The following is a 23463-nucleotide window of genomic DNA, read 5'->3' as shown; positions in this document are numbered from 1 at the left end:
ACAAAACAGCTCAAGGCTGTACCAACTTGAATTGGTCACTCAGTTTCATTGATAATTCTTTTGTTGACTATCATTTCACGAGTGCCCACACAGATTGCATGGTCAAATTGTTAAAGAACAATACTGACTGGTTAGCGGCTTAAGTTGCCGTGCTCCGTGTCAGTGAGGTCGCATTATAGGGAGTGAATTAGAGAGGGCAACAGATTTTTGCAAATAAACGATCGCCCGCTCAATAAATAATCAGAGCGTGGGTTTTAGATAAAATACCGCTCAATACTGTGTTCGAATTGTCGCAAGGGAAACACTCTGTGCCTGCTGCCAGCGATCTTCCCAGGTGACCGTAATTTCAACTTGCTTCACATCGCCAGCGGTCGCCAATGTTTTCGAGCGTACAACCTGTCGCCAATCAAATGTCGTCCCAGCTCGACTAATCGTACCGGAAATGTCATTCAATGCTATAGCGCTATAAGCGAGCGGCTTTATCAGCTCCAATTGGTTTTCCGCAATTTGAGTGGCTATTAGCCCTTTTGCAGCCGTTTCTCCTTCACGCTCATAATAAGACTGCATCTTAATCATTATTAGCCCCCCTACTACGACAATAGTTAAAGAAACCAATACTTCTATTAAACTAAAACCTTGAGTGCTTCTTACTCTATTGAAAATCACGCCACGTTCCCTGCTGCCATTTCACGACGGTATTTGTTGTAGGTGGTAACCTGTCCTTCCAATACTTATCGTTGTATTGGGCTTTAAATCCTGCATTGGCAATAAAATTCATGCCTTCCATATCAACCGCAATGCCACCAAAGGCATATAAAGAACCACTGATATAAAATGCCGTGTTCTTGAACGGCGCTTCATGGGAAGTATCGGTGCATAAATTGGCGGTATGGCAAAAGCTGACCATATCATCTGAAATTGCTCCTTGTTTGTTATCATCAGTTTTAAACTGGTAAAGCAAACCAGAAATTCCCAATTGTCCATTATGAAAAACCGCGCCATCCTGCACCACAATTAGAGTTGAATCAGTATCTGGCATCGGTGACTGAGGAGATGTAAAGTTGATAGGTTTCGAACCTGCCTCGGTGGATGGTTGGGCTAAGTAGCAACTTCCTTCGACCCAAAACGATCTGTCGCCATTTTTAAATGCCGTATTGATTTGCTCAGCACAATCCAAATTTGTGGTTTCCCCATTAGGCGGGCTTATTAAAGTATAATTACCGTTGTCCCTGACACTTTCCCATTCACTTTTGGGTACGCCAAATAGGTCTTTGAACATATCCATTTTAGGCTCTTCTAGAATATCTTTTGCTAGTGGCCAGGTTGTCCCAGCCTTTGCAAAGCTTTGATAACCTGAATTACAGGTACCCGCACTAGATAGCTCTGCCCTTCCCTGGATACTCTCTGGCGTAACACTGCTGGGGAGTTGCCCTGCGCTATAACCATCACCATCTTGAACGATTAACATCGAATTGGTTGTACTATCCGTATGCTTGAAATTATCATGACCTTTCACAATGATGGTTATACATTCGCCATCGTTGTGATTAGGTAAGAATTCAAAATCTCCTCGCAAAGTAAAATCTGATGACGTTTTAAAAATACCCGGCATCGGTGAGACACTCTCGACCTTAACCTCTTTCGCAACCTCTCTTTGCCCTGGACCGTTATCTTCCGACACCGTGCTCTTAAGTGTGTATAAGCTACCTACTCCAATTTGTTGACCCGTAACCGCCAATGTCAGGCGGTTCTCGTCTACGCTTTGCCCTAGCACCAGAGCATCGCAAGCATTATATGAACGCGTTTGAGGATCCCCCACTGTTGTTTGATTAATGGCAAACGCACATTGCAAGCCCCCCTCGGCTATCCAATGACTCTTTTTGGCCGAGAGCACATTTTGAAAGCGCTTAACGTTATAGTGACTCATTTCGACAGACTGGTATAAACCATACGTTCCCAGCACCATGAGCATTAGTGTCACGGTCAGGGTGACAAATCCATTTTGACGACGCCTCATATCCTTCTCCGAATTAATTCACGACGGTAACGTTCAATTGGCTACTATCCTCGGATCCATTAACCTGCGATTTTGCAGACATCGCGATAGTGATGGCAGGAAACAGGGAAGTATCTACCACAAAGCTGGTCAACTGAATCTCCGAACTCACAGATATCACCTCCCCTCCACTACAGGCATTAGCAATATTTTTGGGTAACTCCGTGGTATTTTGCTCTTTTGTATAAAGTATCAATTCGCTATTTTCATCCAAATACAGTGAGGAATAGCGAACTTTGTCTGTCCCGCCATCTGTAAACTCATAGGCATAAGCCAAACAATCCCAGGCGGCGTTAACAAACACTGTCTGCGGGGAGTCCTCCCACTTAACGGCGCCAGCCCTTGCGCCTTCAATAGCAAAGCCCGCACGACGAAGATCATCGCGGATAAACTGATTCAACTCATGAAAGTGAGAGTCAAAGCTAAGTTGCTGGCTGATACGGCTCGATGTGCTGAGCCCATTAGCGAAAACGCTGGACAATACCATCAGCAATACTGTCCCCATAGCACAGGCCAGCATCAATTCGATTAATGTCATACCGCTTTGCTTAACACGATTCATAACCAACCACCGTACCCACAGAACAAATTGTTACCCTCGACTTACTGCTGATATTAACTTTCACAACAACTCCCTCCCCCATCTCTGGATTGGTCAAGGTATAGGACATACCAGAACCAGTTATTGCCCTTGCCGGATCAAGGCTGACTCGAGCCTTTGAATTACTTACAGATAAACGAGGGAACGACTCGCCATGCAAGCTCGAGATGACCTGTTCAACAGCACACGATGCAGGTTTGATTGGGCTTGGTGTGACCAGAACACACCAGCTATTTTTTGTCGGAACTGCCATGTCCAGATTGTGGATATACAATTCTTGGTTTCGCCTAATGGCCTCAAGCCTCGCTTGTTTAAAAAGCAAAGCGAGGCGATTAGTCGCAGAGCCAAGCTGCTGAGAGTCCAGTATTTGGGTAAAAGAAGGGGCCGCCACCATCATCAATATCACAGCCACGGAAGTAACAATCAGCAATTCAATCATACTAAAGCCGCTAGCCGATCCCAGTTTTTTCACTCCACACCGCCATCCAACACCAATTATGTTAGATATAGGTTATCACCACATAACATCATGATTGTTAAGTAAAACTATAGATAGCGAGATGACTCGTAAGTTAAGGAAAAGCATGCATACAACTAGACAGAAAGGTGTGACACTAATCGAATTGCTGATTGTTGTTGTGATTATCGGCGTTCTTGCAAGCGTAGCTTACCCAAGCTACCTTGATCATCAACGTTCAGGTCACCGTACATCAGCCCAGGCAGGGCTGATGATGCTGCACCTGTGGATGGAAGATGAATTTACTCGCAACGGTAGCTACCCAGCCAGTGTCGACAACAACAGTTGTCCCTCCTGCAACCTGAATACCGACTACTACAACTTTTCCGCCACATATATAAACGGCGGTCTGCCACCTTACACTTTAGCGGCCACCCCCAAGGTAAATACGATCCAAGATGATGATAGCTGCGGGGTGTTGTCCGTTGCAGCCAGTGGACGAACAGAGGCGAAAAAGGGAGGTACCGCCATCAGCGGTTGCTGGTAGCAGAGCGATCCTCGTAAATTTCAGGCATAAAAAAGCCAGCTTTTCGCTGGCTTTTTTATAGGAGACGAAACTGGCCTTAACCGGTCAGATCATCGAAGAACTTCTTCACACCATCAAAGAACCCTTCAGCTTTTGGCTTATGCTTCTTTGCGGCTTTACCGCCGAGTGTTTCTTCAAGCTCTTGCAGCAATTCTTTCTGACGAGCGCTTAGGTTAACAGGTGTTTCTACCACAAGCTTACAGATAAGATCGCCCACAGCACCACCGCGTACTGATTTTACACCTTTGCCTCGCATGCGGAACATACGACCGGTCTGGGTTTCAGATGGTACTTTGAGGTTCACACGGCCATCAAGGGTCGGAACTTCTACCTCACCGCCAATCGCAGCCATGGTAAAGCTGACCGGGACTTCGCAATAAAGGTTGTTGCCATCACGCTCGAAGATATTGTGCTGAGCAACATGCACCTGTACATACAGATCGCCTGCTGGCGCGCCAAATTCCCCAGCTTCACCTTCGCCCGATAGACGAATGCGATCGCCCGTATCGACACCGGCAGGAATTTTCACAGACAGGGTCTTGGTTTCTTCTTTGCGACCTTGGCCATGGCAAGTGCCACATGGATCTTTGATGATCTTGCCGCGACCGTGACAGTGTGGACAGGTTTGCTGAACCGCGAAGAAACCCTGACGCATCTGTACTTGGCCTTGGCCATGACAGGTACCACATGTGGTTGCCGAGGTGCCTTTCTTAGCACCAGAACCATCACAGGTATCACAGTGAACCAAAGTAGGTACACGGATCTCTTTGCTGCAGCCACGAACCGCTTCTTCCAGCGTCAGCTCCATGTTATAGCGTAAATCGGCACCACGCTGTGCGCGCTGCTGACCACCACGACGGCCACCGCCACCGAAGATATCGCCAAACACATCACCAAAAATATCACCGAAGTCAGCACCGCCGCCGCCGAAGCCGCCGCCACCGCCCATACCACCTTGTTCAAAGGCTGCATGGCCGTACTGGTCATAGGCTGCCTTCTTCTGAGGATCCGTTAGGATTTCGTATGCAGTCTTAACTTCTTTGAATTTCTCAGCCGCTTGATCGTCACCCTGGTTACGGTCAGGGTGGAATTTCATCGCAAGGCGCTTGTAGGCCTTTTTGATATCACGCTCTGACGCATCACGACTTACGCCCAGAACTTCGTAAAAATCTCGTTTTGACATACTTATCTGTCACCTGCCTTAATACAGCTACGGGCGCAAGAGTAACCTCCAACGCCCGCGCTCAAATAAGATTAAGAATTAACTATCTTATTTCTTATCGTCTTTAACTTCTTCGAACTCAGCGTCAACCACGTTGTCGTCTTGCTTCTCTTGCTGCGGCTGTTCGCCACCTGCTTGAGCCTGCTGTGCTTGAGCTTGCTGCTGAGCGATTTCCATCAGCTTCTGAGATGCAGCGATAAGTGCCTGAACTTTCGCGTCGATAGCTTCTTTATCTTCGCCTTTACGTGCTTCTTCAAGCTCGTTCACAGCCGCTTCGATAGTCGCTTTGTCTTCCGCTGGAAGTGCGTCGCCCGCTTCTTCGATTTGCTTACGAGTACCGTGAACCAGCTGGTCAGCTTGGTTACGTGCAGTTACCAACTCTTCGAACTTCTTGTCCGCTTCTTTGTTAGCTTCTGCTTCCTGTACCATTTTCTCGATATCTTCGTCGCTCAGACCACTAGATGCTTGGATAGTGATCTTCTGCTCTTTACCTGTGCTCTTATCTTTCGCAGATACGTGCAGGATACCGTCGGCATCAAGGTCGAAAGTTACTTCGATTTGAGGCATACCGCGAGGAGCTGCGTTGATACCTTCAAGGTTGAACTGACCAAGAGACTTGTTGTAGCCCGCTTGCTTACGCTCGCCCTGTAGAACGTGGATAGTTACCGCGTTCTGGTTGTCTTCAGCCGTCGAGAACACCTGGTTCGCCTTAGTAGGGATCGTGGTGTTTTTCTCGATTAGCTTAGTCATTACGCCGCCCATGGTTTCGATACCAAGAGACAATGGAGTAACGTCCAGTAGAAGTACGTCTTTAACATCACCAGCAAGTACACCACCCTGAACAGCAGCACCGACAGCAACGGCTTCGTCTGGGTTCACGTCTTTACGTGGCTCTTTGCCGAAGAACTCAGTGACTTTCGCCTGAACCATAGGCATACGCGTCTGACCACCAACAAGGATAACGTCAGTGATGTCGCCTACAGATAGGTCAGCATCAGCCAGAGCAACTTTTAGTGGCTCAAGAGAACGCTGAACCAAGTCTTCAACTAGTGATTCTAGTTTCGCACGCGTCACTTTGATGTTCATGTGCTTAGGACCAGTCGCATCGGCAGTAACGTAAGGTAGGTTCACGTCAGTTTGCTGTGCAGAAGACAGTTCGATCTTCGCTTTTTCAGCCGCTTCTTTAACGCGCTGCATTGCTAGCGGATCGTTCTTAAGGTTGATACCTTGCTCTTTGTTGAACTCTTCTACTAGGTAGTTGATCATGCGGTTATCGAAGTCTTCACCACCTAGGTGCGTGTCACCGTTGGTTGCTAGAACTTCAAATGTTTTCTCGCCTTCAACTTCATCGATTTCGATGATAGAGATATCGAATGTACCACCACCAAGGTCGTAAACAGCGATAGTGCGATCGCCGCCTTGCTTGTCTAGGCCGTAAGCCAGAGCAGCAGCCGTTGGTTCGTTGATGATACGCTTAACTTCTAGACCTGCGATACGGCCAGCATCTTTTGTTGCTTGACGCTGAGCATCGTTGAAGTAAGCCGGAACAGTAACAACTGCACCCGTTACTTCTTCGCCTAGGAAGTCTTCAGCTGTTTTCTTCATCTTCTTAAGAACTTCAGCAGATACCTGAGGAGCAGCCATTTTCTGGCCTTTCGCTTCTACCCATGCATCACCGTTGTCAGCCTTAACAATTTTGAAAGGCATGATTTCGATGTCGCGCTGAACTTCTTCGTCTTCAAAACGACGGCCAATAAGACGCTTGATTGCGAATAGCGTGTTTTCAGGGTTTGTCACCGCCTGACGCTTAGCTGGCTGACCAACTAGAGTTTCACCATCTTGGGTGTATGCGATCACAGATGCTGTTGTGCGCTCACCCTCAGCATTTTCAATTACACGTGGCTTGTCACCATCAAGTACTGCTACACAAGAGTTAGTTGTACCCAAGTCAATACCAATGATTTTACCCATCAGGCTTTCTCCGAAATTCGTTTAGCTTAATTGCCAGCCCGTTATCTAAACGCCACTGACAATGCGGTATACCCGCAGAAAATGATTTACGATGTCGTATGACTACTAAATAGGGGCAGCCAAATGGTTTTCAAGGGCGACACCGAAAAAAAATCAAAAAAAAATTAAAAAGCCCGCCTTAAAAGCGGGCTTGTTTCAATCACAATCCCGCTTACGCCTGGGTATCGATGTTGCCAGATGCCGCTTTCGATACCATCACCATCGCAGGGCGGATCACACGGCCGTTCAGCTCATAGCCCTTCTGCATCACAAGCATCACGGTATTTGGCTCATGCTCGGCACTTTCCTGGATAGACATTGCCTGGTGGAATTCAGGGTTAAAGGCTTCACCCATTGGGTTTAGCTGCTTCAGGCCAAATTTCTCAACCGTGCCCATCATGGTTTTAAGGGTTAGATCGACACCCTCAACCATTGGCTTGATTGCCTCGTCGTTCTTGTCTGCCATCTCGATAGCACGTTCCATGTTATCGATAACAGGTAGCAGCTCTTCAGCAAACTTGTTCAGAGCAAACTTTCGTGCCTTGTCGATTTCCTGCTCGCTGCGGCGACGCATGTTTTCAACATCGGCACGGGCACGCAATACGCTATCTTGCTGCTCGCGTACTTTTGCGTCGCTAGTTAGCAACGCAGCTTCAAGCTCAGCGATGCGGGCAGCCTGCTGCTCCTCAAGTGTCATCTCAATCACTTCTTCCTCAGCAGATTCAGTTTCAACCGCTTCAACAGTTTGCTCTTGCTGTAGCTGTTCGTCCTGTACTTTTTTCTCTTCGTTGCTCATGCTTTCGCTTCTCCGCCAAGATCATGGTGTATTCAGTTGAGGATAGAATAATCTGCTCTATCCAAAAAAACTCGCTTATGCGCCTATTATGGGGATGAAGTTCAATGATTCAAGCCGATATCGATCACAATGCGCGACAACGGTCTAATCCTGACGCTATACTGGTCGTCTCTTTATTTGTCGGATCATGGACATGACACGCGTTTTCCAGACTATCGCGATAATTGGCAAACCCCGTAACCCCGAAGCCCTGCAGACCCATATGAGCCTCTACAAGTGGCTGGTTGAAAAAGGCTATGACGTACTTGTTGACCATCGGCTGGCCAACGATTTGTCACTGCCCAAAGCGGTCTTTTGCGACTTACTGACCATTGGCGACAAAGCCAATCTGGCAGTCGTGGTTGGCGGTGATGGCAATATGCTGGGCGCGGCGCGGGTACTGTCCCGCTTCGACATTGCGGTGATTGGCGTTAACCGTGGCAGCCTCGGCTTTTTAACCGATCTTGATCCCGATGCTTTCGAAGACGAACTCGATCAAGTGCTCAATGGCGAATATGTGGTCGAAAAACGCTTTTTACTGGAAGCGGAAGTTCACCGCCACGGCTTGATTAAAAGCCGCAATGCCGCCCTCAACGAAGCGGTATTGCACCCAGACAAAATCGCCCACATGATTGAGTTCGAAGTCTATATCGACGATACCTTCGCCTTCTCGCAGCGCTCCGACGGACTGATCATCTCGACGCCAACAGGCTCGACCGCCTATTCCCTGTCCGGCGGTGGCCCTATCCTGTCCTCCGAGCTCAATGCGATTTCACTGGTACCTATGTTCCCGCATACCTTGTCGTGCCGCCCACTGGTCGTCGATGGCAACAGCCGGATCAAATTGATGGTTTCACCCACCAACGGCAGCACGCTGGAAGTGAGCTGTGATGGTCAGGTTTCGCTGCCTGTTAGCCCTGGCGATGAAATCCATATTTACCAGAGCCCAGAGACCTTAAAGCTGATCCACCCGAAAAACTACAGCTACTACGAAGTCCTAAGAGGTAAGCTGGGCTGGTCTAGTCGATTATTTTAAGTCGAAGCCGGCATAAACAGCCTCTTCTAAAGCCAACCACCCGGTTGGCTTTTTTATTGCTTACTTTCAGCGCGTTAACTCAGATCAAACTTTCCCGACAATTTTTTACCAACAGTACTTTACTGTATGTAGATACAGTATATACTGTATGAAAAAACAGGTGTTGATTTAAACAGGTGAACACATGCTGGCTCATATGACGATCTCTAACTTTGCTATTGTCAAAAACCTTGAATTTGAACTTAAACCGGGAATGACTACTATCACCGGTGAAACGGGTGCAGGTAAATCCATTGCCATCGATGCACTTGGCTTGTGTTTGGGTGATCGCGCCGAAGCTTGCATGGTTCGCCCAAATGAAGACAAAGCAGAAATTTCTGCCGCCTTTTCCTTGCTGAACAACCAAGCGGCCCGCCGCTGGCTGGAAGATAACGAACTGATTGATGGTGACGAGTGTATCTTGCGCCGTGTCATTACCAAAGAAGGCCGCTCACGTGGTTTTATTAACGGCAGCCCGGTACCCGCTTCGCAGCAAAAAGCCCTAGGTCAATTGCTGATCAATATTCATGGCCAGCATGCCCACCAGCAGCTGATGCGCCCGGACTACCAGCAACAAATGCTGGATCAGTACGCCGGTCACCATCACCTGATGGAAAAAACCCGCAACCATTACCAACGCTGGCGTCAGGCCAACAACGACTACAAGCGCTTGGTCCAAAACCGCGAAGAGAACGAAGCACAAAAGCAACTGATCCAATACCAAGTCAAAGAGCTCAACGAACTGGCTCTGGCCGAAGAAGAATTTGCCGAGATTGAAGAAGAGCACAAGCGCTTGTCCAATAGTGGTGAACTGGCCGTTTCCAGCCAAAATGCACTGTCCATGCTGTATGACAACGAAGATTGCAACGCGCTGAACATGCTACAAACAGCCTGTCAGGAAGTCGCCTGCTTGGGCGAAATCGACAGCAACCTAAATGCTATCCCTCAGATGCTCGAAGAGGCCATTATCCAAGTGCAAGAGGCCAGCCAAGAGCTACGCAGCTACCTTGACAACATGGATATGGATCCACAGCGCCTGATGTACCTTGAAGAGCGTTTGGCCAAAATCATGTCATTGGCACGTAAGCATTACGTAATGCCGGATGAACTGTACACCAAACACCAAGAGCTACTCAAAGCGCTAGAACAGCTTGATTGCAGTGACGAACGCCTGGAAGAAATCGCCGAGAACGTCGAGTGCCTGCGCCAAAAATTCCTCGCCAGCGCCGAGAAACTCAGCAAGAGCCGCCAACGCTATGCCAAGGAGCTCGACAAGAAGATTTCCGACAGCATGCACCAGCTCAGCATGGAAAACGGCGTGTTCAAGATTGATGTCCAGAGTGATACCGAAGGCATGCTCAGCCCGCTAGGCTTCGACACTATCACCTTCTTGGTGTCTACTAACCCAGGCCAGCCGCTGCAGCCCCTTGGCAAAGTCGCATCCGGTGGTGAGCTATCGCGGATCTCCCTGGCTATTCAGGTGATCACCGCCCAGAAAGTCGAAACCCCAAGCCTGATTTTCGATGAAGTCGATGTGGGGATCAGTGGACCGACAGCCGCTATTGTCGGCAAGATGCTGCGTACCTTGGGTGGATCAACCCAGGTCATGTGTGTCACCCACTTGCCACAGGTCGCCGGCTGTGGCCACCAGCAGATGTTCGTGGCGAAAAAATCCAGCAAGGGACAAACCGAAACCAACATGTACCCACTGACCCAAGAAGCCCGTGTTAATGAGTTGGCACGCCTGCTGGGCGGCAGTGAAATTACCGAACGCACACTGGCCAATGCGAAAGAACTGCTGATTGCGGCATAAATAGAATAAACTTAACGGGCAGTGCAACTAATTGGTTGTACTACAGTCTCAATTACAGTTTTTTTCTTTACTGCTTTTTTACTTCTGCTCGGGGGTTGTTTATCATCGCTGCAGAATAAAGCGAACATGCCGGGATGCTATGAGTTGGAAAAACCTTGCTGCCGTAACTTTAGCGGTCAGTTTATTGGGTGGCTGTTCAGTCGTTGAACGACTGGTTTACCGAATTGATATTAACCAGGGTAACTACCTGGAACAAAAAGATATCGACACCCTTCGATATGGAATGAACAAAGAGCAGGTACAGTTCGTGCTTGGCTCACCGATGCTGGTTGAACCCGAGTATCCAGATACGTGGTATTACGTTTACTACCACAAGCCTGGTCACGGAGAGCCACAACAGAAAAACCTGATCCTGAAGTTCAGTGCCCAGAATCAGCTGACCAGCCTTGAAGGGGACTACGAAAAAAGCCCTCAGTTCATGGAGCAATTCAACTAAGGTTGTTGCTTAACCAAAGATATCTGGTTGCTATAAACAAAAAAGCTCGCCATTGGCGAGCTTTTTTATTTGTGTCTATTGTCGTTAAGTGGCCTGAGGTTAGGTTTTCTCGCCCTTGGCTACCAGCGCTTCTTGTTTGGCTTGCTCCGCACGCTTACGTCGGATCTCTTTCGGATCAGCGAGTAACGGGCGATAAATCTCAATACGGTCACCATCATGCACCGTCGCATCCAGCTTCACATTGCGGCTGTAAATGCCAACCTTGTTCTTTTTAAGATCAATATCAGGATACAGTGTCAGTACACCGGACTGTTCGATGATTTGCTGGACCTGCATGTCCGGCGTAACCGTCACCCGGATCACCTTCTGCACATCAGGCAGCGCATACACTACCTCTACGTGGATCAACTTATCTTCAGAAGTCATAAATCTCTCGCGCACGCTGGGTAAAGGCAGACACCATGTTATTGGTCAAATCACGGAATACCTTACCGAACGCGGCTTCCACAAGGCCATTGGTAAATTCGAAATCCAGCTTAAGCTCAACCTTGCACGCCTCGGCATCGAGTTCGGTGAAGTGCCACCCACCCACCAAGCGGGTGAAGGGACCATCGACCAACTGCATCGCGATCAAACTACTGTCTGTCAGATCATTACGGGTCACAAATGTTTTCTTGATCCCAGCCTTAGACACATCAACAGCGGCCATCATATGCTGCTCTGAACTCTCCAGAATTTTGGTTCCGGAACAACCCGGCAGGAATGCAGGATAGGATTCAACATCGTTAACAAGTTCAAACATTTGTTTTGCACTAAATGGTACTAATGCAGAACGGCTGATCTGAGGCATAGCTTCTCCTTACGGTTAAAACGTGCCACCTGTCACGCGAAAACCTATGACAAGGACAAACCCAATGATACCATTACTGGGCTAACAGCCAAAATAAGCGTGTTTATTGTCATCATCTCATTGATTTATAAATAAACACTTTTCGACCAGCCAATGTATTAAAGGCTGGGACAGCAACATTCAAGAGTATTTATGGCCAAGAAAAAACCAAAGCAAAGTAGCAATACAATTGCCAAGAACAAAAGCGCCCGTTTCGAGTTTGCGATCAGCGACGAGTACGAAGCCGGCATATCACTGCAGGGTTGGGAAGTAAAAGCCATCCGTGATGGCAAAGTGAACATGACTGAAAGTTATGTGTTCCTGCGTAACGGTGAAGCCTTCATTTCCGGCATGACCATCACCCCGCTCAATGCGGCTTCTACCCATGTGGTAGCCGATCCAACACGTACCCGTAAACTGCTATTGAACCGTCGTGAAATCGATAAATTGTCAGGCGCAGTAAACCGTGACGGTGAAACAATTGTCGCCCTTTCCATGTACTGGAAGGCATCCTTTGTTAAACTAAAGATAGGTACCGCGCGCGGTAAGAAGCTTCATGACAAACGAGCAGACACCAAAGCCCGCGATTGGCAGCGTGACAAGGCCCGTATCATGAAAAGCAGCAACCGCTAATACTCTTTGCCTGTCAGTATGTTGGTGGATTTTCATCCATAAAAATCAGTCTGGCAGGGAATTGTATTGACGCTAGGTGAAATTCTGTTACCATCGTCTTAACACTCTGGGGCTGATTTAGGATTCGACAGGATCACGAAGGCTTGTGGAGCATGCCGAGGTGCGGTTGGCCTCGTAAAAAAGCCGCAAAAAATAGTCGCAAACGACGAAAACTACGCACTAGCAGCTTAATACCCTGCTGAGAGCGCTCCTGCCCTAGCTTCCGCTTGTAAGACGGGGAATAACAGGGGTTCAAACCCAAACAAGATAGCGAGGGAATCTTTGGCTAGAGAGATGAACCGCGAAATAGAATTCTGGTATGTATTTGCATAGCGTGTCAGTTCGCAGTGTAGGTACGAGAATAAAGACTGACTAAGCATGTAGCGCCATCTGTTAGACTGATTTTGGACGCGGGTTCAACTCCCGCCAGCTCCACCAAACGTTTGGAAAGGGCGGTAAGTCATTGACTTATCGCCCTTTTTGTATTTTTAGGTCAGATGCTTTGATAGTTGTACTGAATCAAGGTACTAAAATGAAGCTAATGAAGTTATCTGACAGCGGTATATGGTATTTTAGATATCAGATCCCTAAACGTCTCCGCCACCTGTTTGATAATAAGCATGAAATAAAGAAATCGCTGAGAACATCTGATAAACAGCTAGCCTCAATCCTATCTCTAGAGCTAGAAGTATGGATAAGAAAGCGTATTTTGTTTCATCGGGAACAGTCAGTTGGATGCAAAGTAGATCTCACTTTACCTTCGACACCTGCAGTACCTTCGACACCTGCAGTACCTTCGACACCTGCAGTACCTACGACACCTGCACTACCTTCGACACCTGCAGTACCTACGACACCTGCAGTACCTTCGACACCTGCAGTACCTTCGACACCTGCAATGCATGACGTATACAAGTGCTTAGAAAAATATAAACGTTATAAAAGCAATTTAGTTAGTGAGAAAGCTACTCAAATGTCATATGCAAAGTGCTCGATCGTATTGAGTCTTATCAATATAAAAGACATTCGTAAAATTCGGAGGGTTCAAGCGGAAGAAGTACGTAACCTACTAATGGCATATCCCAAAAACTCAAAAAAACACAATCAATTTTCAGGGTTACGAGGAAAAGAAGTGATCTCAGCAAACCGTATACATAAACTTCCAACTTTGAGTCCTGACAGTGTGAAAGATTACATGCAGAAATGTTCATCATTTTTTGAATGGAGCCTGCAAATGGAGTTTACTGATATCAATCCATTTAAAGGAATGAGGTTCAAAAAAACAAAAAGAAGCAGGGACGCCAAAAATGCTTACACAACAAAAGATCTACAAAAAATCTTTAATACTGAAATTCACATAAATCAGAAATTTAAGCATCCACATTACTATTGGCTACCTTTATTGGGCCTTTACACTGGTGCGAGATTAAATGAACTTTGCCAGCTATATAAAGAAGATATCTTAGTGAAAGATGGTGTATGGGTCATACGCATTGGAGATGAGTTGGCGGGTCAAAGGCTAAAGAACACATCAAGTAAAAGATATGTACCAATACACGATAAGTTGATTGAGTTGAACTTTCTAAAGTATGTACAAAGCATCAAACATGAGCGTTTGTTTCCAGCACTAAAACAGGAAAGAGATGGCTATGGTTCAGCTGCATCAAAATGGTTCGGCCGCTTCAAAACAAAGCTTGGTTTTGGTATAGGATATGACTTTCACTCTTTCCGCCACACTTTCGCAACGGAATTAAAAAACAATGATATATCACCAACAATAGCAAGAGAGCTTCTAGGACATGCCCACGACAGTATCACCTACGAAAGGTATGGAAAGTCAATTGATACCAACAAACTAAAAAATACTGTTAATTCTATCAACTTCACAATTTTTCAAGATGAAGTTGACTACAAGAGTTAGACATAGATTATTGAAAGTAATAATATGTTTTAGATAATATCTTAAATTACAAAATTACGTTTTCGTAGAGATAAAGGATGCTAAATATGGACAAGAGATTATTGTTTGTTCATGGTTTCTATGGCGGTAAGGACACTTGGGGTAAATTTCCAGAATTAATGCAAGAAGTTGTCGAGTGTGAAGTTTCAGAGTATGGTTACGACAGTTGCTACTTGCCTTTTTTTGGAAATACAACTTCAGTCCACAACTTAGCTGAAGGACTTTTAACTGAGATTAAAGCAAATAAACTGTTTGAAGCTGATGAACTAATTCTCGTAGGTCACAGTTTAGGCGGTTTAGTCATTAGACAATTACTACTTAATTTAGAGCTTAAGCAGCTTTCACACAATATATCAAAAGTTGCTTTTTTTGCTGTACCACAAGATGGTAGTGGTTTTGCAAATATTCTCTCAAAATTACCAATAAGGTGCCAAAAATTAAAAGCACTAAATAAAGATGGAGATTTCGTTGAGCAACTAAATGACTCATGGAGCTACGCAAAACTTAATGAAAAGTATCAATTTTTAAGTGTTGTAGGCGGAAAAGATGCAATAGTTAAAACTAATAGTTCAAAAAGTATCTTTCGAGATCACATAGTCGAAACTAATACAAGGGCAAACCACAGAGACATAGTAAAGCCTAAAAGCGAAGAAGATTTGTCTTTTAAATTATTAGTAGATTTTGTAAATTCAAAAAAAAAACTGAACAAATATAAGAATAGAGCATCCAAGTCCTATGATGATTGGTTAAAAATTGACAGGCATCATAATCTAAAATATGTACAAGATGAAAATAGAGAAAGTGCTTTTCAAGCTCTATGTGATGGATTGAAAAGCTCAAAGAAGCTTGTGCGTTTAACAGGGTTATCAGGACTTGGAAAGTCACGGCTTCTTATCGAGTATATAAAACATCATAAAATTGATAATGATTATATACTTATTTACGACATGACTCGTGGTGAGGAGGATATTGAAGACAGTATTCAAAAAGCAGTAAATGAGAATGTCGTAGGTTTAGCCATTATAGAAAACTGCTCCATTAGCCTTCATGAGAGAATAAATAAAATGCTCTCTCACGATGAGTGCCAACTTAAAGTTGTTACAGTAAATTATTATCATGAATTCGTGCATGATAGCATTCACATTAAACTTGAAAAGTTAGACTCTAAAAAGGTAAAAGAACTAATTCAATCTCGACTTTCTAACTTAAACTCTCAGACAATTGAAAGATTAGAAAGATTTGTAGAAGGCTTCCCTTTACTAGCCGATATGGTAACAAAACAATTAATATCTGATGGAAAGGTTTCTTCAACCTTTACAGAAAGTGATTTAATCAAAAAGCTTATCGATGGTAATGGTTCGCTTACAAATAATCAATATGAATTACTTAAAGTCTTCTCACTGTTCGATGTTTTTAAGTTTTCAAAGAAACATAATGAAGATGCCAACGGTGATGCTGAATTTATAAACCAAATTGCTGGCACTTCACAAAAAGAATTCGAATCAACTATTACTTCTTTTTCCCAAAAAGAAATTGTTAACTGCGTCGGAAGATACGCCAGAGTTGTGCCAAAGCCTCTTTCTTTAAACCTTGCCATGGAATGGTGGAACGAAAGTTTATATGACCGACAATCAGATTTAATTTCTAAACTACCTGCATCATTGTTAGATAGTTTCTGCTCTCAAATAAAATATCTTGATTCATCAATCAACGTTCAATCATTTGTTGAAAACTTTTGTAGCGAAGCCCGCCCTTTCGGCCAAGCGGAATTGTTACTTTCTAGCAAGGGTTCAAGACTCTTCCGCGCTTTAGTAGAAATAAACCCTGCAGCAACAAGCAGAGCTATATATAGAATAACAAATCAACTCTCTGATAGCGAAATAGATGATATAAGAGGCGATACTAGAAGAAACTTAATTTGGTCATTAGAAATGCTTGTCTTTCATGAAGAATGTTTTGATGAGGCAGCCTGGTGTTTATTTAAGTTAGCCCAGAATGAGAATGAGAGTTATAGCAATAATGCTACTGGGCAATTTATACAATTATTCAGGTGGCAACTGTCTGGCACAGAAGCTAACTTTGAACAAAGATTACGACTACTAGAAAAAGCTTTGATAATAAATCAAGAAAGTAGCGATAAAGTTATTATTCAGGCTTTAAGTTCAGCGTTATCGACTGGTGGAGGATCACGAACAGTAGGTGCTGAATATCAAGGAACTAAACCAGAGATGTCTGAATGGACACCAAGTATTTGGCAGGAAATCTATGATTATTGGAAAACCTGCATAGCAATTTTGCTCAAACTTTCCAAGAAAGATAATATATTAGATAATGTAAAAAACATACTTGGAAGAAAAATAAGAAACTTTGCATTAATTGGACAAGCACAGTTACTAAATGATGCGGTCAAAGATATAATTTCTTATTCTGGAAAGTATTGGCCTGATGCAGATCAATCTATATCAGATGCACTCCAATATGATTCATCTAAAGTTGACAAAAAACAAATTGTAATTCTAAAATCATGGCAACATTTGCTATCTCCAGATTTAGATAATATTGAAGAGCAATTAAAATCTATTGTCCTAAATCCATCGCGTGACCACGATATTAATTCTGATGGAGAAATAATTGATCACGCTGCTAATTCTGCAAAAGATTTTGCTAAAAGAATTGCATATAATAAGATGAAATTAGAAAACCATTTAAATTTGATCTTTAATTTTACTGAACAAAAGCAGACATTTCTATTTGCAAGGGATATAGTATTAAACTCTGATTATTGTCCAGAGTTTGAAAATATACTAATTAATTTCCTGATAAAAAATAAAGTTAAAAGTGTTCAATTTCTTAAAGGCTACTTTTATGGCTTATATAAAATTAGCCCAGAGAAATGGCATAATAGCCTAGCTAAGTTTTCAGAAATTGATGAATTGAAAATATATTATCCTGAAGTTATGTGTACAGGTGAATTTGATAAAAAACAACTAGAAAAACTTCTATCACTATTTTTGAATAAAGAAATTTCAAGTCATTATGCTTACGTCCTAAGCTATGGTGGAGCAGTTGATCATTTATCAGAGAGTATTATTTCTAACTTCTGTTCTGAATATAGTAAAATAGATAATGTATCATGTTGGATTTCACTCAACATTCTAAACATGTATATGTTTGGAAACAAGGAATATGACATAAAACAAATTGAGGAAACATTAAAGGAAATTGTTCTTAATGTATCTTTTGGAAAAGATAATAAAAACTGGCATACCGATAGTTATCATTGGTATGAATCAGTAAAAAAACTTCTTACTCATTCAGATGATGATTTTGCAATATCTCTTTGTCGTAGCCTTGTTGAGCATGTCTCAAATCATGAGGTAGACTTTTCAGATCTCTGGGATTATCTTCACCCAGCCTTTTACAAGGCATTCCAACAGCATGGCAATGTCATTTGGCCTCAAGTTTCTGAGCAAATTAAAAACAGCCAAGGATTGAAAAGGTATAGACTGATTGATTTAATTGGAAGTGGAAAAGAGAGCAGAAAGAAATCAAACAGTATATTTACCCTTTTAGATGTAAAAGATGTCATTAGTTGGTGTCAGGATGAAGATTCATTATTGATTGTTGCTAGAACGCTTTCAATTTTTGAAAAGAGTGAAGATCAGAGATTCATTACCCCTTTACTCATAAAGCTAATCGAAGAATTTGGTACTAACCAAAAACTTCTTAGTGAGATCAGTGCTAACTATCACTCCCGTTCTTGGTCTGGCTCGCTTGTTCCATATTTAGAAGATGATCTAAATGTAATATCACCATTTAAAAGCCACAGTAATCCAAGTGTTCAAATTTGGGCTATAGATTTCTGTAAGATGATCGAAAGTGAAATAGCGAGCGAACAAGAAAGTGATCAGGAAGAGAGTATGTGGCGAGGACATAATTAATGTAACACGCTAACTCTTTCATTTAGCCGACTCTATCAATATATGCTTGCTTATAATGATAGAGTTGGCCAACAAGCAAAACGCGTCAGCATTTTTCAAATCTTATCTGTAAAATTAAAGTTGTATTTTGGTTTTGACTCAAGAATAGTCCTTGAAATCATTTCTATTATTTTAATTATTAATTTGTCGTTTTCATCGTTAATTTGCTCTATTGTTTCTACTTTATGTCCCTTATTAGCTTTAACTCTAATTACGTATGATGCGACAGATATATATGTAATCTGGCAGATCCATTTATATATATTACTCTTTGTAATTACTTCTGACTCTGTAATAATCTCAGCATCAATGCAAATATCCAATATACTCTTTGATATTTTCTTATATCTATTAGATAAACTTCCTTCCGTTCGAATCTCTTCTATTTTTTCAAATTGAGTAATAATTTTCATTTATCATAAATGTAAATTAATTTTATCTGGGATTCAAGGGGCTTGGGGTTTCCCCAACAAGTATGGTACAAAGCAACGCATTTGTCCTATCTTGAAATCCTTTTATAACTGCCATTTTATTTTTATTATTTAAATAAAATGATTAATAACTGGACTGTCATAACTCAACCTGTACGTTTAAACTCTAAAGGAGTTGCTGCTAGAGAAAGATACCTCAATTCGATTGAGCATCCTAATCATAAAAATACCACAAGTATTACTTCACTTTTTGGAAGCAAAGAGACTTCAGAGTTAATAGCGTTAAAAGGCGAACAGTACCTTTTAAAACAGAACTTAACAGGTAAAAGAGGAAGAAGGCTGTCATCCTATGCAGTAGAGTATTGCTTAACTCTACCGAAAGGCATTATAGCTAGTGATGAACAATGGAAATTTATGGTTTCATATTGTTGCAAAATGCTATTTAGCCTATGTAAATTAGATCAAAAATATGAAAATCAATTCAAAGAAAGTATCAGAGCAGTATTGCATAGGCAAGATCAAAAAATATATTCTGGTACTGGAGATCATGTTCATTTATTAATTTCAAAGGTTATTATTGATGGAAGACCAATCATCCTTCATGAATTGCAAAGAAAAATTGGTACAAAAATAATAAAGAATGCTTTTAATATTGCTGTTCTTAAAGTACTAGGATTGTCTAACTTAAATTACAAACCTCATGAGATGAATAAGGGAAAAAGACTAGAAATATGGAAAAAGCACAAACTTGATTTAAATAATGAATTACAATCAAAAAAGATAATTTTAAAAATTCAAAACCAAATAGATAAATGGTATTTAGCTTATGATGATCATAACTTTCGGCAAATGAATCGACAATTTAACAGAATTTCTAAGTCATATAGTGATTTATCTAAATTAAATTTTGTTGATATTGATACTTTCAATAGAATTGAATCTTGCATATCTGACATAAAAAAAATCACTAATAATAATTTTAATTAAATCTCACCTGCATAACCTTCTTTTTCTTATCTGAAGGTTATGCAGGCTTTTTATTTACTTTTATAGTCTGGATGAATGAAGTATTTACGTGATGGTTTATTTACTAATTTTATATAGCCATGTTGTTCTAAAACAGCTAAGGCTCTATTCCTATCTTCAGATTTAGTTAAATGACTCCAATCCTTTGTTCCTAACTGTTGTTTTGTAAAACCATCATTAAGTTTATTCAAGTTTTTCTTTAAGTTAATAACACTGTAATCAATATCATATTCATCTTTTCCATCAGCGATAGCAAGTATTTTCTTAGAGTGAGACCTTAAATAATTTAGCCACTTTTCGGCCATAATAAAACTGTTTTTTCCTATTTCATTGCAAGGATTGAATTCTTTACTATCACACGACTCTGCTTCCACTACGAGATGAAATATTAATGAAAGCTTTGCTAATAATGCTGGGTATTTATTTTCTATTGACTGTTCACTGTCACTTAACTTAGGTAATTCTTTATAAAACTTTTTAGACCATTCATCCCATAACACTTGTGCTTCAGGAGTGAAATTGTATATTTGTCTATTATGATATCCTAGCTGAGCTAAGTGTATAAAAATTTTATTTACTTTCTCTTGTGATTTAGGATCTTCTTCTTTATCTACATATTGCTGATAGCTACAGTCTGGATATACTGCAAGTTGAAATCTTTCAAATAAACCATCATCTGCTTTACCTTGTTTTCTATCAACAATTATTGGTTTTAACACATTTGGCTGAATACCACCAACAATATTGATGTGTACACTAGAAACATAAACTCTTTCTCTGCCTATTCTATCTTGAATATATGGGCTATCTGAAGCATTATATCCCTCAAGATATAAAGACCTCTCTTGCTCTCTTCCTGTTTTTTTCATTCCCATAAACATTTTATTAAGCTCATCACTTATTGATAAAATACCGTCTGGGTTATCACCTAATCTTAAGAGAAGCGCTTCAGGTGTAGCATCATTAACAATTATCTCTCTTTTTTTTGGCTTACGATTTTTTAGTTCTTCAATCCTTTTACTTATTTCTATACTCTGATCGAGATCCTCCTCTATGAAAGCATTCTTTGCTTTGTTTTCTAATTCATTCAATTCACTTTCATACTCTTCCCTAAACAACTCATATCTGTTAACTTCAACTCCATTAATTAAATCTATATAGTTTTTCTGTGCATTTTGTAACCCTGACACTCCTTTGTTAATCGATGGTGTTTTATAGCTTGATGGGTTACCAATTACCATCGCCCAAATTGTCGGCTTAACTTTCCACCCCTTATTTTTTGCTTTCGGAGTTATTACTGAAGAACCACCAATTACACTTGCCGCTGCTGTGATTATTGAAACAGCAGTAAAGTCAGGCTTTGTATTATTCATTGAGATTGAGAAATCAAAAACAAACTTTCCAAATACGGATGGAAGCATATCTCTGGTTAATTTTTTTACTTCAACTTTCTTAAAGGAAATAGGTATCACTTCATTCCATTTTATTTCTTTACCCTTATTGGAATTTTTTACTTTTGATTTTAGGTGTTTTTTACTTATCTTATCCATGATTTTTTTCAACAAAATAAAACCTCATGCCATGTTGTTTATGGAATAAATTTGTTTTTGTAGATATTTAAAGTGTTGATATGTTTTTTATTTCATATTCTAACCTTCTTATAATCCAAACCTAATCATTGTTCTAAGTTTGTTTATTTTTCTCTTTGTCAAAATTTTCTTTATCGATATTGAGCTGTTATTGTCTATTATTTTTTTCAACTTTTTAATTGAATACTCTTTTCCATATCTACCATATGTATGACTCACATGTTCATGTCCAACGATCTCAGATACGATTGACTCTTCAATTTGCGACTGTTTAAGTTTATTTACGAAGTAATGTCTAAATGAATGAAATGTATATCCTTCATTAAAACCCCATTTCTTTTTATTATATGAAAACCATTTAGAAAATAACTTTGCATAACCATCATCTTCGTAATACTTCAGCTCAGGAAAAATTCTACTGCTTTTACTGTTTATATATTTGAGTATTCCAAGCTTCAGCAAACTGTTTGGTATTGGAACAGTCCTCTCAGAAAATATATTTTTTATTCTTTGGTCTTCTCTTTTTTCCTGTATTTTTATGCACCAGATTCCATCTTCTTTAACCACATCATCTTTATATAATTGTGATATTTCATTTTGTCTTAACCCCATTTCTATTGCAATCAATATAATCCACCACCTATATTCTATATTTTTTTCATTAAAATCATTTTTTGAAAGTATCATATTTATATGTTGCTCAGTGTATGCTTTCCTCTCATTGATTGTTTTTTTATTCCTTTTTTTAGGCTTCAGTCCATTAAATGGATTAGATTTAATTAAGCCTTGACCAACTAACCAATCGTAGAATACCTTTAATCTATTTAGATATTTTTCTGCTGTTGCTGGCTGAATTTTAGGTAACTGTAGCTTATTACTTATATCAATTAACTCTTTTCCTCGCACTCCATTCAATTCTTTTTTTTTATCATATTAGCTGGCATATCATATAAAGCATAATAGATAAAGTTGGCATCTTTACTATTAAAATTTAAAGGATTTTTTTTGCTTAGCTTAAATATATTTTTTAATTCACTACTATATGACTTTTGTGTTTTTTGTGAAACACCTCTAAATCTATTATATTTTTCAAAATCATTTATTACTCTTTCTATCTGAACATCCTTATCTTTTATCATTTATCCCCCTCACTTGTTGTTATTGTTATCTCATAGTTCTTTTTAAGTGTCTTCTCTTCTATGCCTATGAAATCGAGTCGGTGGCTAAAAATGTTGATCAATAGTTTAAAACTACAATGGAAAGGGCTCTATCGGACTTGGTGGAGTCCTGATTTATCTTCGTGGAGTTCAAATCAGGATTTGATAATTTCGATTTCTGGTGCTAATTTTTAGACTATTAGTCGTAATAACAACAACTCAAAGCATTGATTATAAGGGATTTTGGTTTACTTTGACGACTCCCGCCAGCTCCACCAAACGTTTGGAAAGGGCGGTAATCGAAAGATTACCGCCCTTTTTGTTTGCCTTTACTTACGGTGCGGCTATTTATCTATCCTTAACTTGGAATCTAACAGTTCCGCAATCAAATTTCACAAGGCCAATTTAATCATCCATAGCTAAAACATTGAGGCATACGGCTATATTGAAATATATCTCTAATTAGCTAAATTCATTGGATTGAATAGCCACCGACTCAGTAGACACTAGTTAGCCTCTCTTTGTACTGCTTTTCATACTCTACAGGCGACAACTGGTTATTGGAACCGTGTCTACGTTTAACGTTGTAGAACATCTCTATATATTCG

At 41.2% G+C, this 23463-nt stretch carries 22 protein-coding genes, 1 other RNA gene and 1 pseudogene; 9 read left to right on the top strand and 15 right to left on the bottom strand.

The features are described 5' to 3' along the window. Window positions 1–270: 270 nt before the first annotated feature. The 5 genes and pseudogenes from C9I99_RS26545 to C9I99_RS26530 all read right to left on the bottom strand — a co-directional run bounded on the left by C9I99_RS26545 (window position 271) and on the right by C9I99_RS26530 (window position 3129). Window positions 271–576, bottom strand: a complete 306-nt coding sequence (locus C9I99_RS26545) for a type II secretion system protein (protein ID WP_243734700.1) — start codon at window positions 574–576, stop codon at window positions 271–273. A gap of 3 nt (window positions 577–579) precedes the next feature. Further along, a pseudogene (locus C9I99_RS27745) lies at window positions 580–666 on the bottom strand (type IV pilus modification PilV family protein); the annotation flags it as partial. Continuing rightward, the gene (locus C9I99_RS26540; RefSeq protein ID WP_107351839.1) at window positions 653–2017 is read right to left on the bottom strand and encodes a hypothetical protein; all 1365 of its coding nucleotides are present in this window, start codon (window positions 2015–2017) and stop codon (window positions 653–655) included. The gene C9I99_RS26540 and the pseudogene C9I99_RS27745, both read right to left, overlap by 14 nt. A gap of 13 nt (window positions 2018–2030) precedes the next feature. After that, entirely contained in the window at window positions 2031–2618 is a 588-nt protein-coding gene (locus C9I99_RS26535; protein WP_107351838.1) for a PulJ/GspJ family protein, read from the bottom strand. Continuing rightward, complete coding sequence (locus tag C9I99_RS26530) at window positions 2605–3129, bottom strand: GspH/FimT family pseudopilin (RefSeq protein ID WP_107351837.1); 525 nt, start codon at window positions 3127–3129, stop codon at window positions 2605–2607. Before C9I99_RS26530 ends, C9I99_RS26535 begins: the two co-directional genes overlap by 14 nt. Before the next feature lie 112 nt (window positions 3130–3241). Between C9I99_RS26530 and C9I99_RS26525 the strand changes: the two genes are divergently transcribed. Continuing rightward, window positions 3242–3661, top strand: coding sequence for a type IV pilin protein (locus C9I99_RS26525; RefSeq protein ID WP_166645525.1), 420 nt, complete (start codon window positions 3242–3244; stop codon window positions 3659–3661). Between the two features lie 76 nt (window positions 3662–3737). On the opposite strand, the gene dnaJ is transcribed toward C9I99_RS26525, so the two are convergent. The 3 genes from dnaJ to grpE all read right to left on the bottom strand — a co-directional run bounded on the left by dnaJ (window position 3738) and on the right by grpE (window position 7728). Continuing rightward, on the bottom strand, window positions 3738–4883 hold the full coding sequence (gene dnaJ / locus C9I99_RS26520) for a molecular chaperone DnaJ (RefSeq protein ID WP_107351835.1): 1146 nt from the start codon (window positions 4881–4883) through the stop codon (window positions 3738–3740). Window positions 4884–4970: 87 nt separating this feature from the next. Continuing rightward, the gene (gene dnaK, locus C9I99_RS26515) at window positions 4971–6893 is read right to left on the bottom strand and encodes a molecular chaperone DnaK (RefSeq protein WP_107351834.1); all 1923 of its coding nucleotides are present in this window, start codon (window positions 6891–6893) and stop codon (window positions 4971–4973) included. Between the two features lie 211 nt (window positions 6894–7104). Continuing rightward, window positions 7105–7728, bottom strand: a complete 624-nt coding sequence (gene grpE / locus C9I99_RS26510) for a nucleotide exchange factor GrpE (protein WP_107351833.1) — start codon at window positions 7726–7728, stop codon at window positions 7105–7107. A gap of 184 nt (window positions 7729–7912) precedes the next feature. On the opposite strand from grpE, the gene nadK reads away from it, so the two are divergent. The 3 genes from nadK (at window position 7913) to bamE (ending at window position 11151) form a co-directional block, all read left to right on the top strand. Then, the gene (gene nadK / locus C9I99_RS26505) at window positions 7913–8803 is read left to right on the top strand and encodes an NAD(+) kinase (RefSeq protein WP_208113470.1); all 891 of its coding nucleotides are present in this window, start codon (window positions 7913–7915) and stop codon (window positions 8801–8803) included. A 184-nt stretch (window positions 8804–8987) separates the two neighbouring features. Beyond that, a complete protein-coding gene (gene recN, locus C9I99_RS26500; RefSeq protein ID WP_107351831.1) occupies window positions 8988–10655 on the top strand; it encodes a DNA repair protein RecN in 1668 nt (555 codons plus the stop codon). Window positions 10656–10794: 139 nt separating this feature from the next. Further along, window positions 10795–11151, top strand: coding sequence for an outer membrane protein assembly factor BamE (bamE, locus tag C9I99_RS26495; protein WP_107351830.1), 357 nt, complete (start codon window positions 10795–10797; stop codon window positions 11149–11151). Window positions 11152–11250: 99 nt separating this feature from the next. Here bamE and C9I99_RS26490 read toward each other — a convergent pair whose 3' ends face one another. Continuing rightward, on the bottom strand, window positions 11251–11577 hold the full coding sequence (locus C9I99_RS26490; protein ID WP_107351829.1) for an RnfH family protein: 327 nt from the start codon (window positions 11575–11577) through the stop codon (window positions 11251–11253). Next, window positions 11567–12001 carry an SRPBCC family protein gene (locus tag C9I99_RS26485; RefSeq protein ID WP_107351828.1) on the bottom strand — a complete coding sequence of 145 codons (435 nt, stop codon included), beginning with the start codon at window positions 11999–12001 and terminating at the stop codon, window positions 11567–11569. The genes C9I99_RS26490 and C9I99_RS26485 overlap by 11 nt, the downstream gene beginning before the upstream one ends. 192 nt (window positions 12002–12193) lie before the next feature. Between C9I99_RS26485 and smpB the strand changes: the two genes are divergently transcribed. From smpB to C9I99_RS26465, 4 genes are all read left to right on the top strand, one after another. Then, window positions 12194–12673, top strand: coding sequence for an SsrA-binding protein SmpB (gene smpB, locus C9I99_RS26480; protein ID WP_107351827.1), 480 nt, complete (start codon window positions 12194–12196; stop codon window positions 12671–12673). A gap of 108 nt (window positions 12674–12781) precedes the next feature. Next, window positions 12782–13150: a transfer-messenger RNA gene (gene ssrA / locus C9I99_RS26475) on the top strand. A 94-nt stretch (window positions 13151–13244) separates the two neighbouring features. Beyond that, complete coding sequence (locus tag C9I99_RS26470; protein WP_107351826.1) at window positions 13245–14633, top strand: site-specific integrase; 1389 nt, start codon at window positions 13245–13247, stop codon at window positions 14631–14633. A gap of 86 nt (window positions 14634–14719) precedes the next feature. Continuing rightward, on the top strand, window positions 14720–18613 hold the full coding sequence (locus C9I99_RS26465) for an esterase/lipase family protein (RefSeq protein ID WP_107351825.1): 3894 nt from the start codon (window positions 14720–14722) through the stop codon (window positions 18611–18613). 95 nt (window positions 18614–18708) lie between these two features. On the opposite strand, the gene C9I99_RS26460 is transcribed toward C9I99_RS26465, so the two are convergent. Then, window positions 18709–19065, bottom strand: coding sequence for a hypothetical protein (locus tag C9I99_RS26460; RefSeq protein WP_107351824.1), 357 nt, complete (start codon window positions 19063–19065; stop codon window positions 18709–18711). Window positions 19066–19203: 138 nt separating this feature from the next. Between C9I99_RS26460 and C9I99_RS26455 the strand changes: the two genes are divergently transcribed. Further along, window positions 19204–20070 (top strand): hypothetical protein, encoded by an 867-nt coding sequence (locus C9I99_RS26455; protein WP_107351823.1) that lies wholly within the window; start codon window positions 19204–19206, stop codon window positions 20068–20070. A gap of 50 nt (window positions 20071–20120) precedes the next feature. Here C9I99_RS26455 and C9I99_RS26450 read toward each other — a convergent pair whose 3' ends face one another. From C9I99_RS26450 to C9I99_RS26435, 4 genes are all read right to left on the bottom strand, one after another. Beyond that, a complete protein-coding gene (locus C9I99_RS26450; protein WP_133638296.1) occupies window positions 20121–21671 on the bottom strand; it encodes a DUF3987 domain-containing protein in 1551 nt (516 codons plus the stop codon). A gap of 96 nt (window positions 21672–21767) precedes the next feature. Then, a complete protein-coding gene (locus C9I99_RS26445; protein ID WP_107351821.1) occupies window positions 21768–22604 on the bottom strand; it encodes a site-specific integrase in 837 nt (278 codons plus the stop codon). A gap of 5 nt (window positions 22605–22609) precedes the next feature. Beyond that, a complete protein-coding gene (locus C9I99_RS26440; protein WP_107351820.1) occupies window positions 22610–22837 on the bottom strand; it encodes a hypothetical protein in 228 nt (75 codons plus the stop codon). A gap of 514 nt (window positions 22838–23351) precedes the next feature. Next, window positions 23352–23463 (bottom strand): IS3 family transposase (locus tag C9I99_RS26435; RefSeq protein ID WP_146151177.1); only part of this gene is annotated, 112 nt, incomplete at its 5' end.

This window comes from Photobacterium lutimaris (assembly GCF_003025555.1).
Lineage (GTDB): Bacteria > Pseudomonadota > Gammaproteobacteria > Enterobacterales > Vibrionaceae > Photobacterium > Photobacterium lutimaris.
This window is presented reverse-complemented; position numbering and strand designations above follow the sequence as displayed.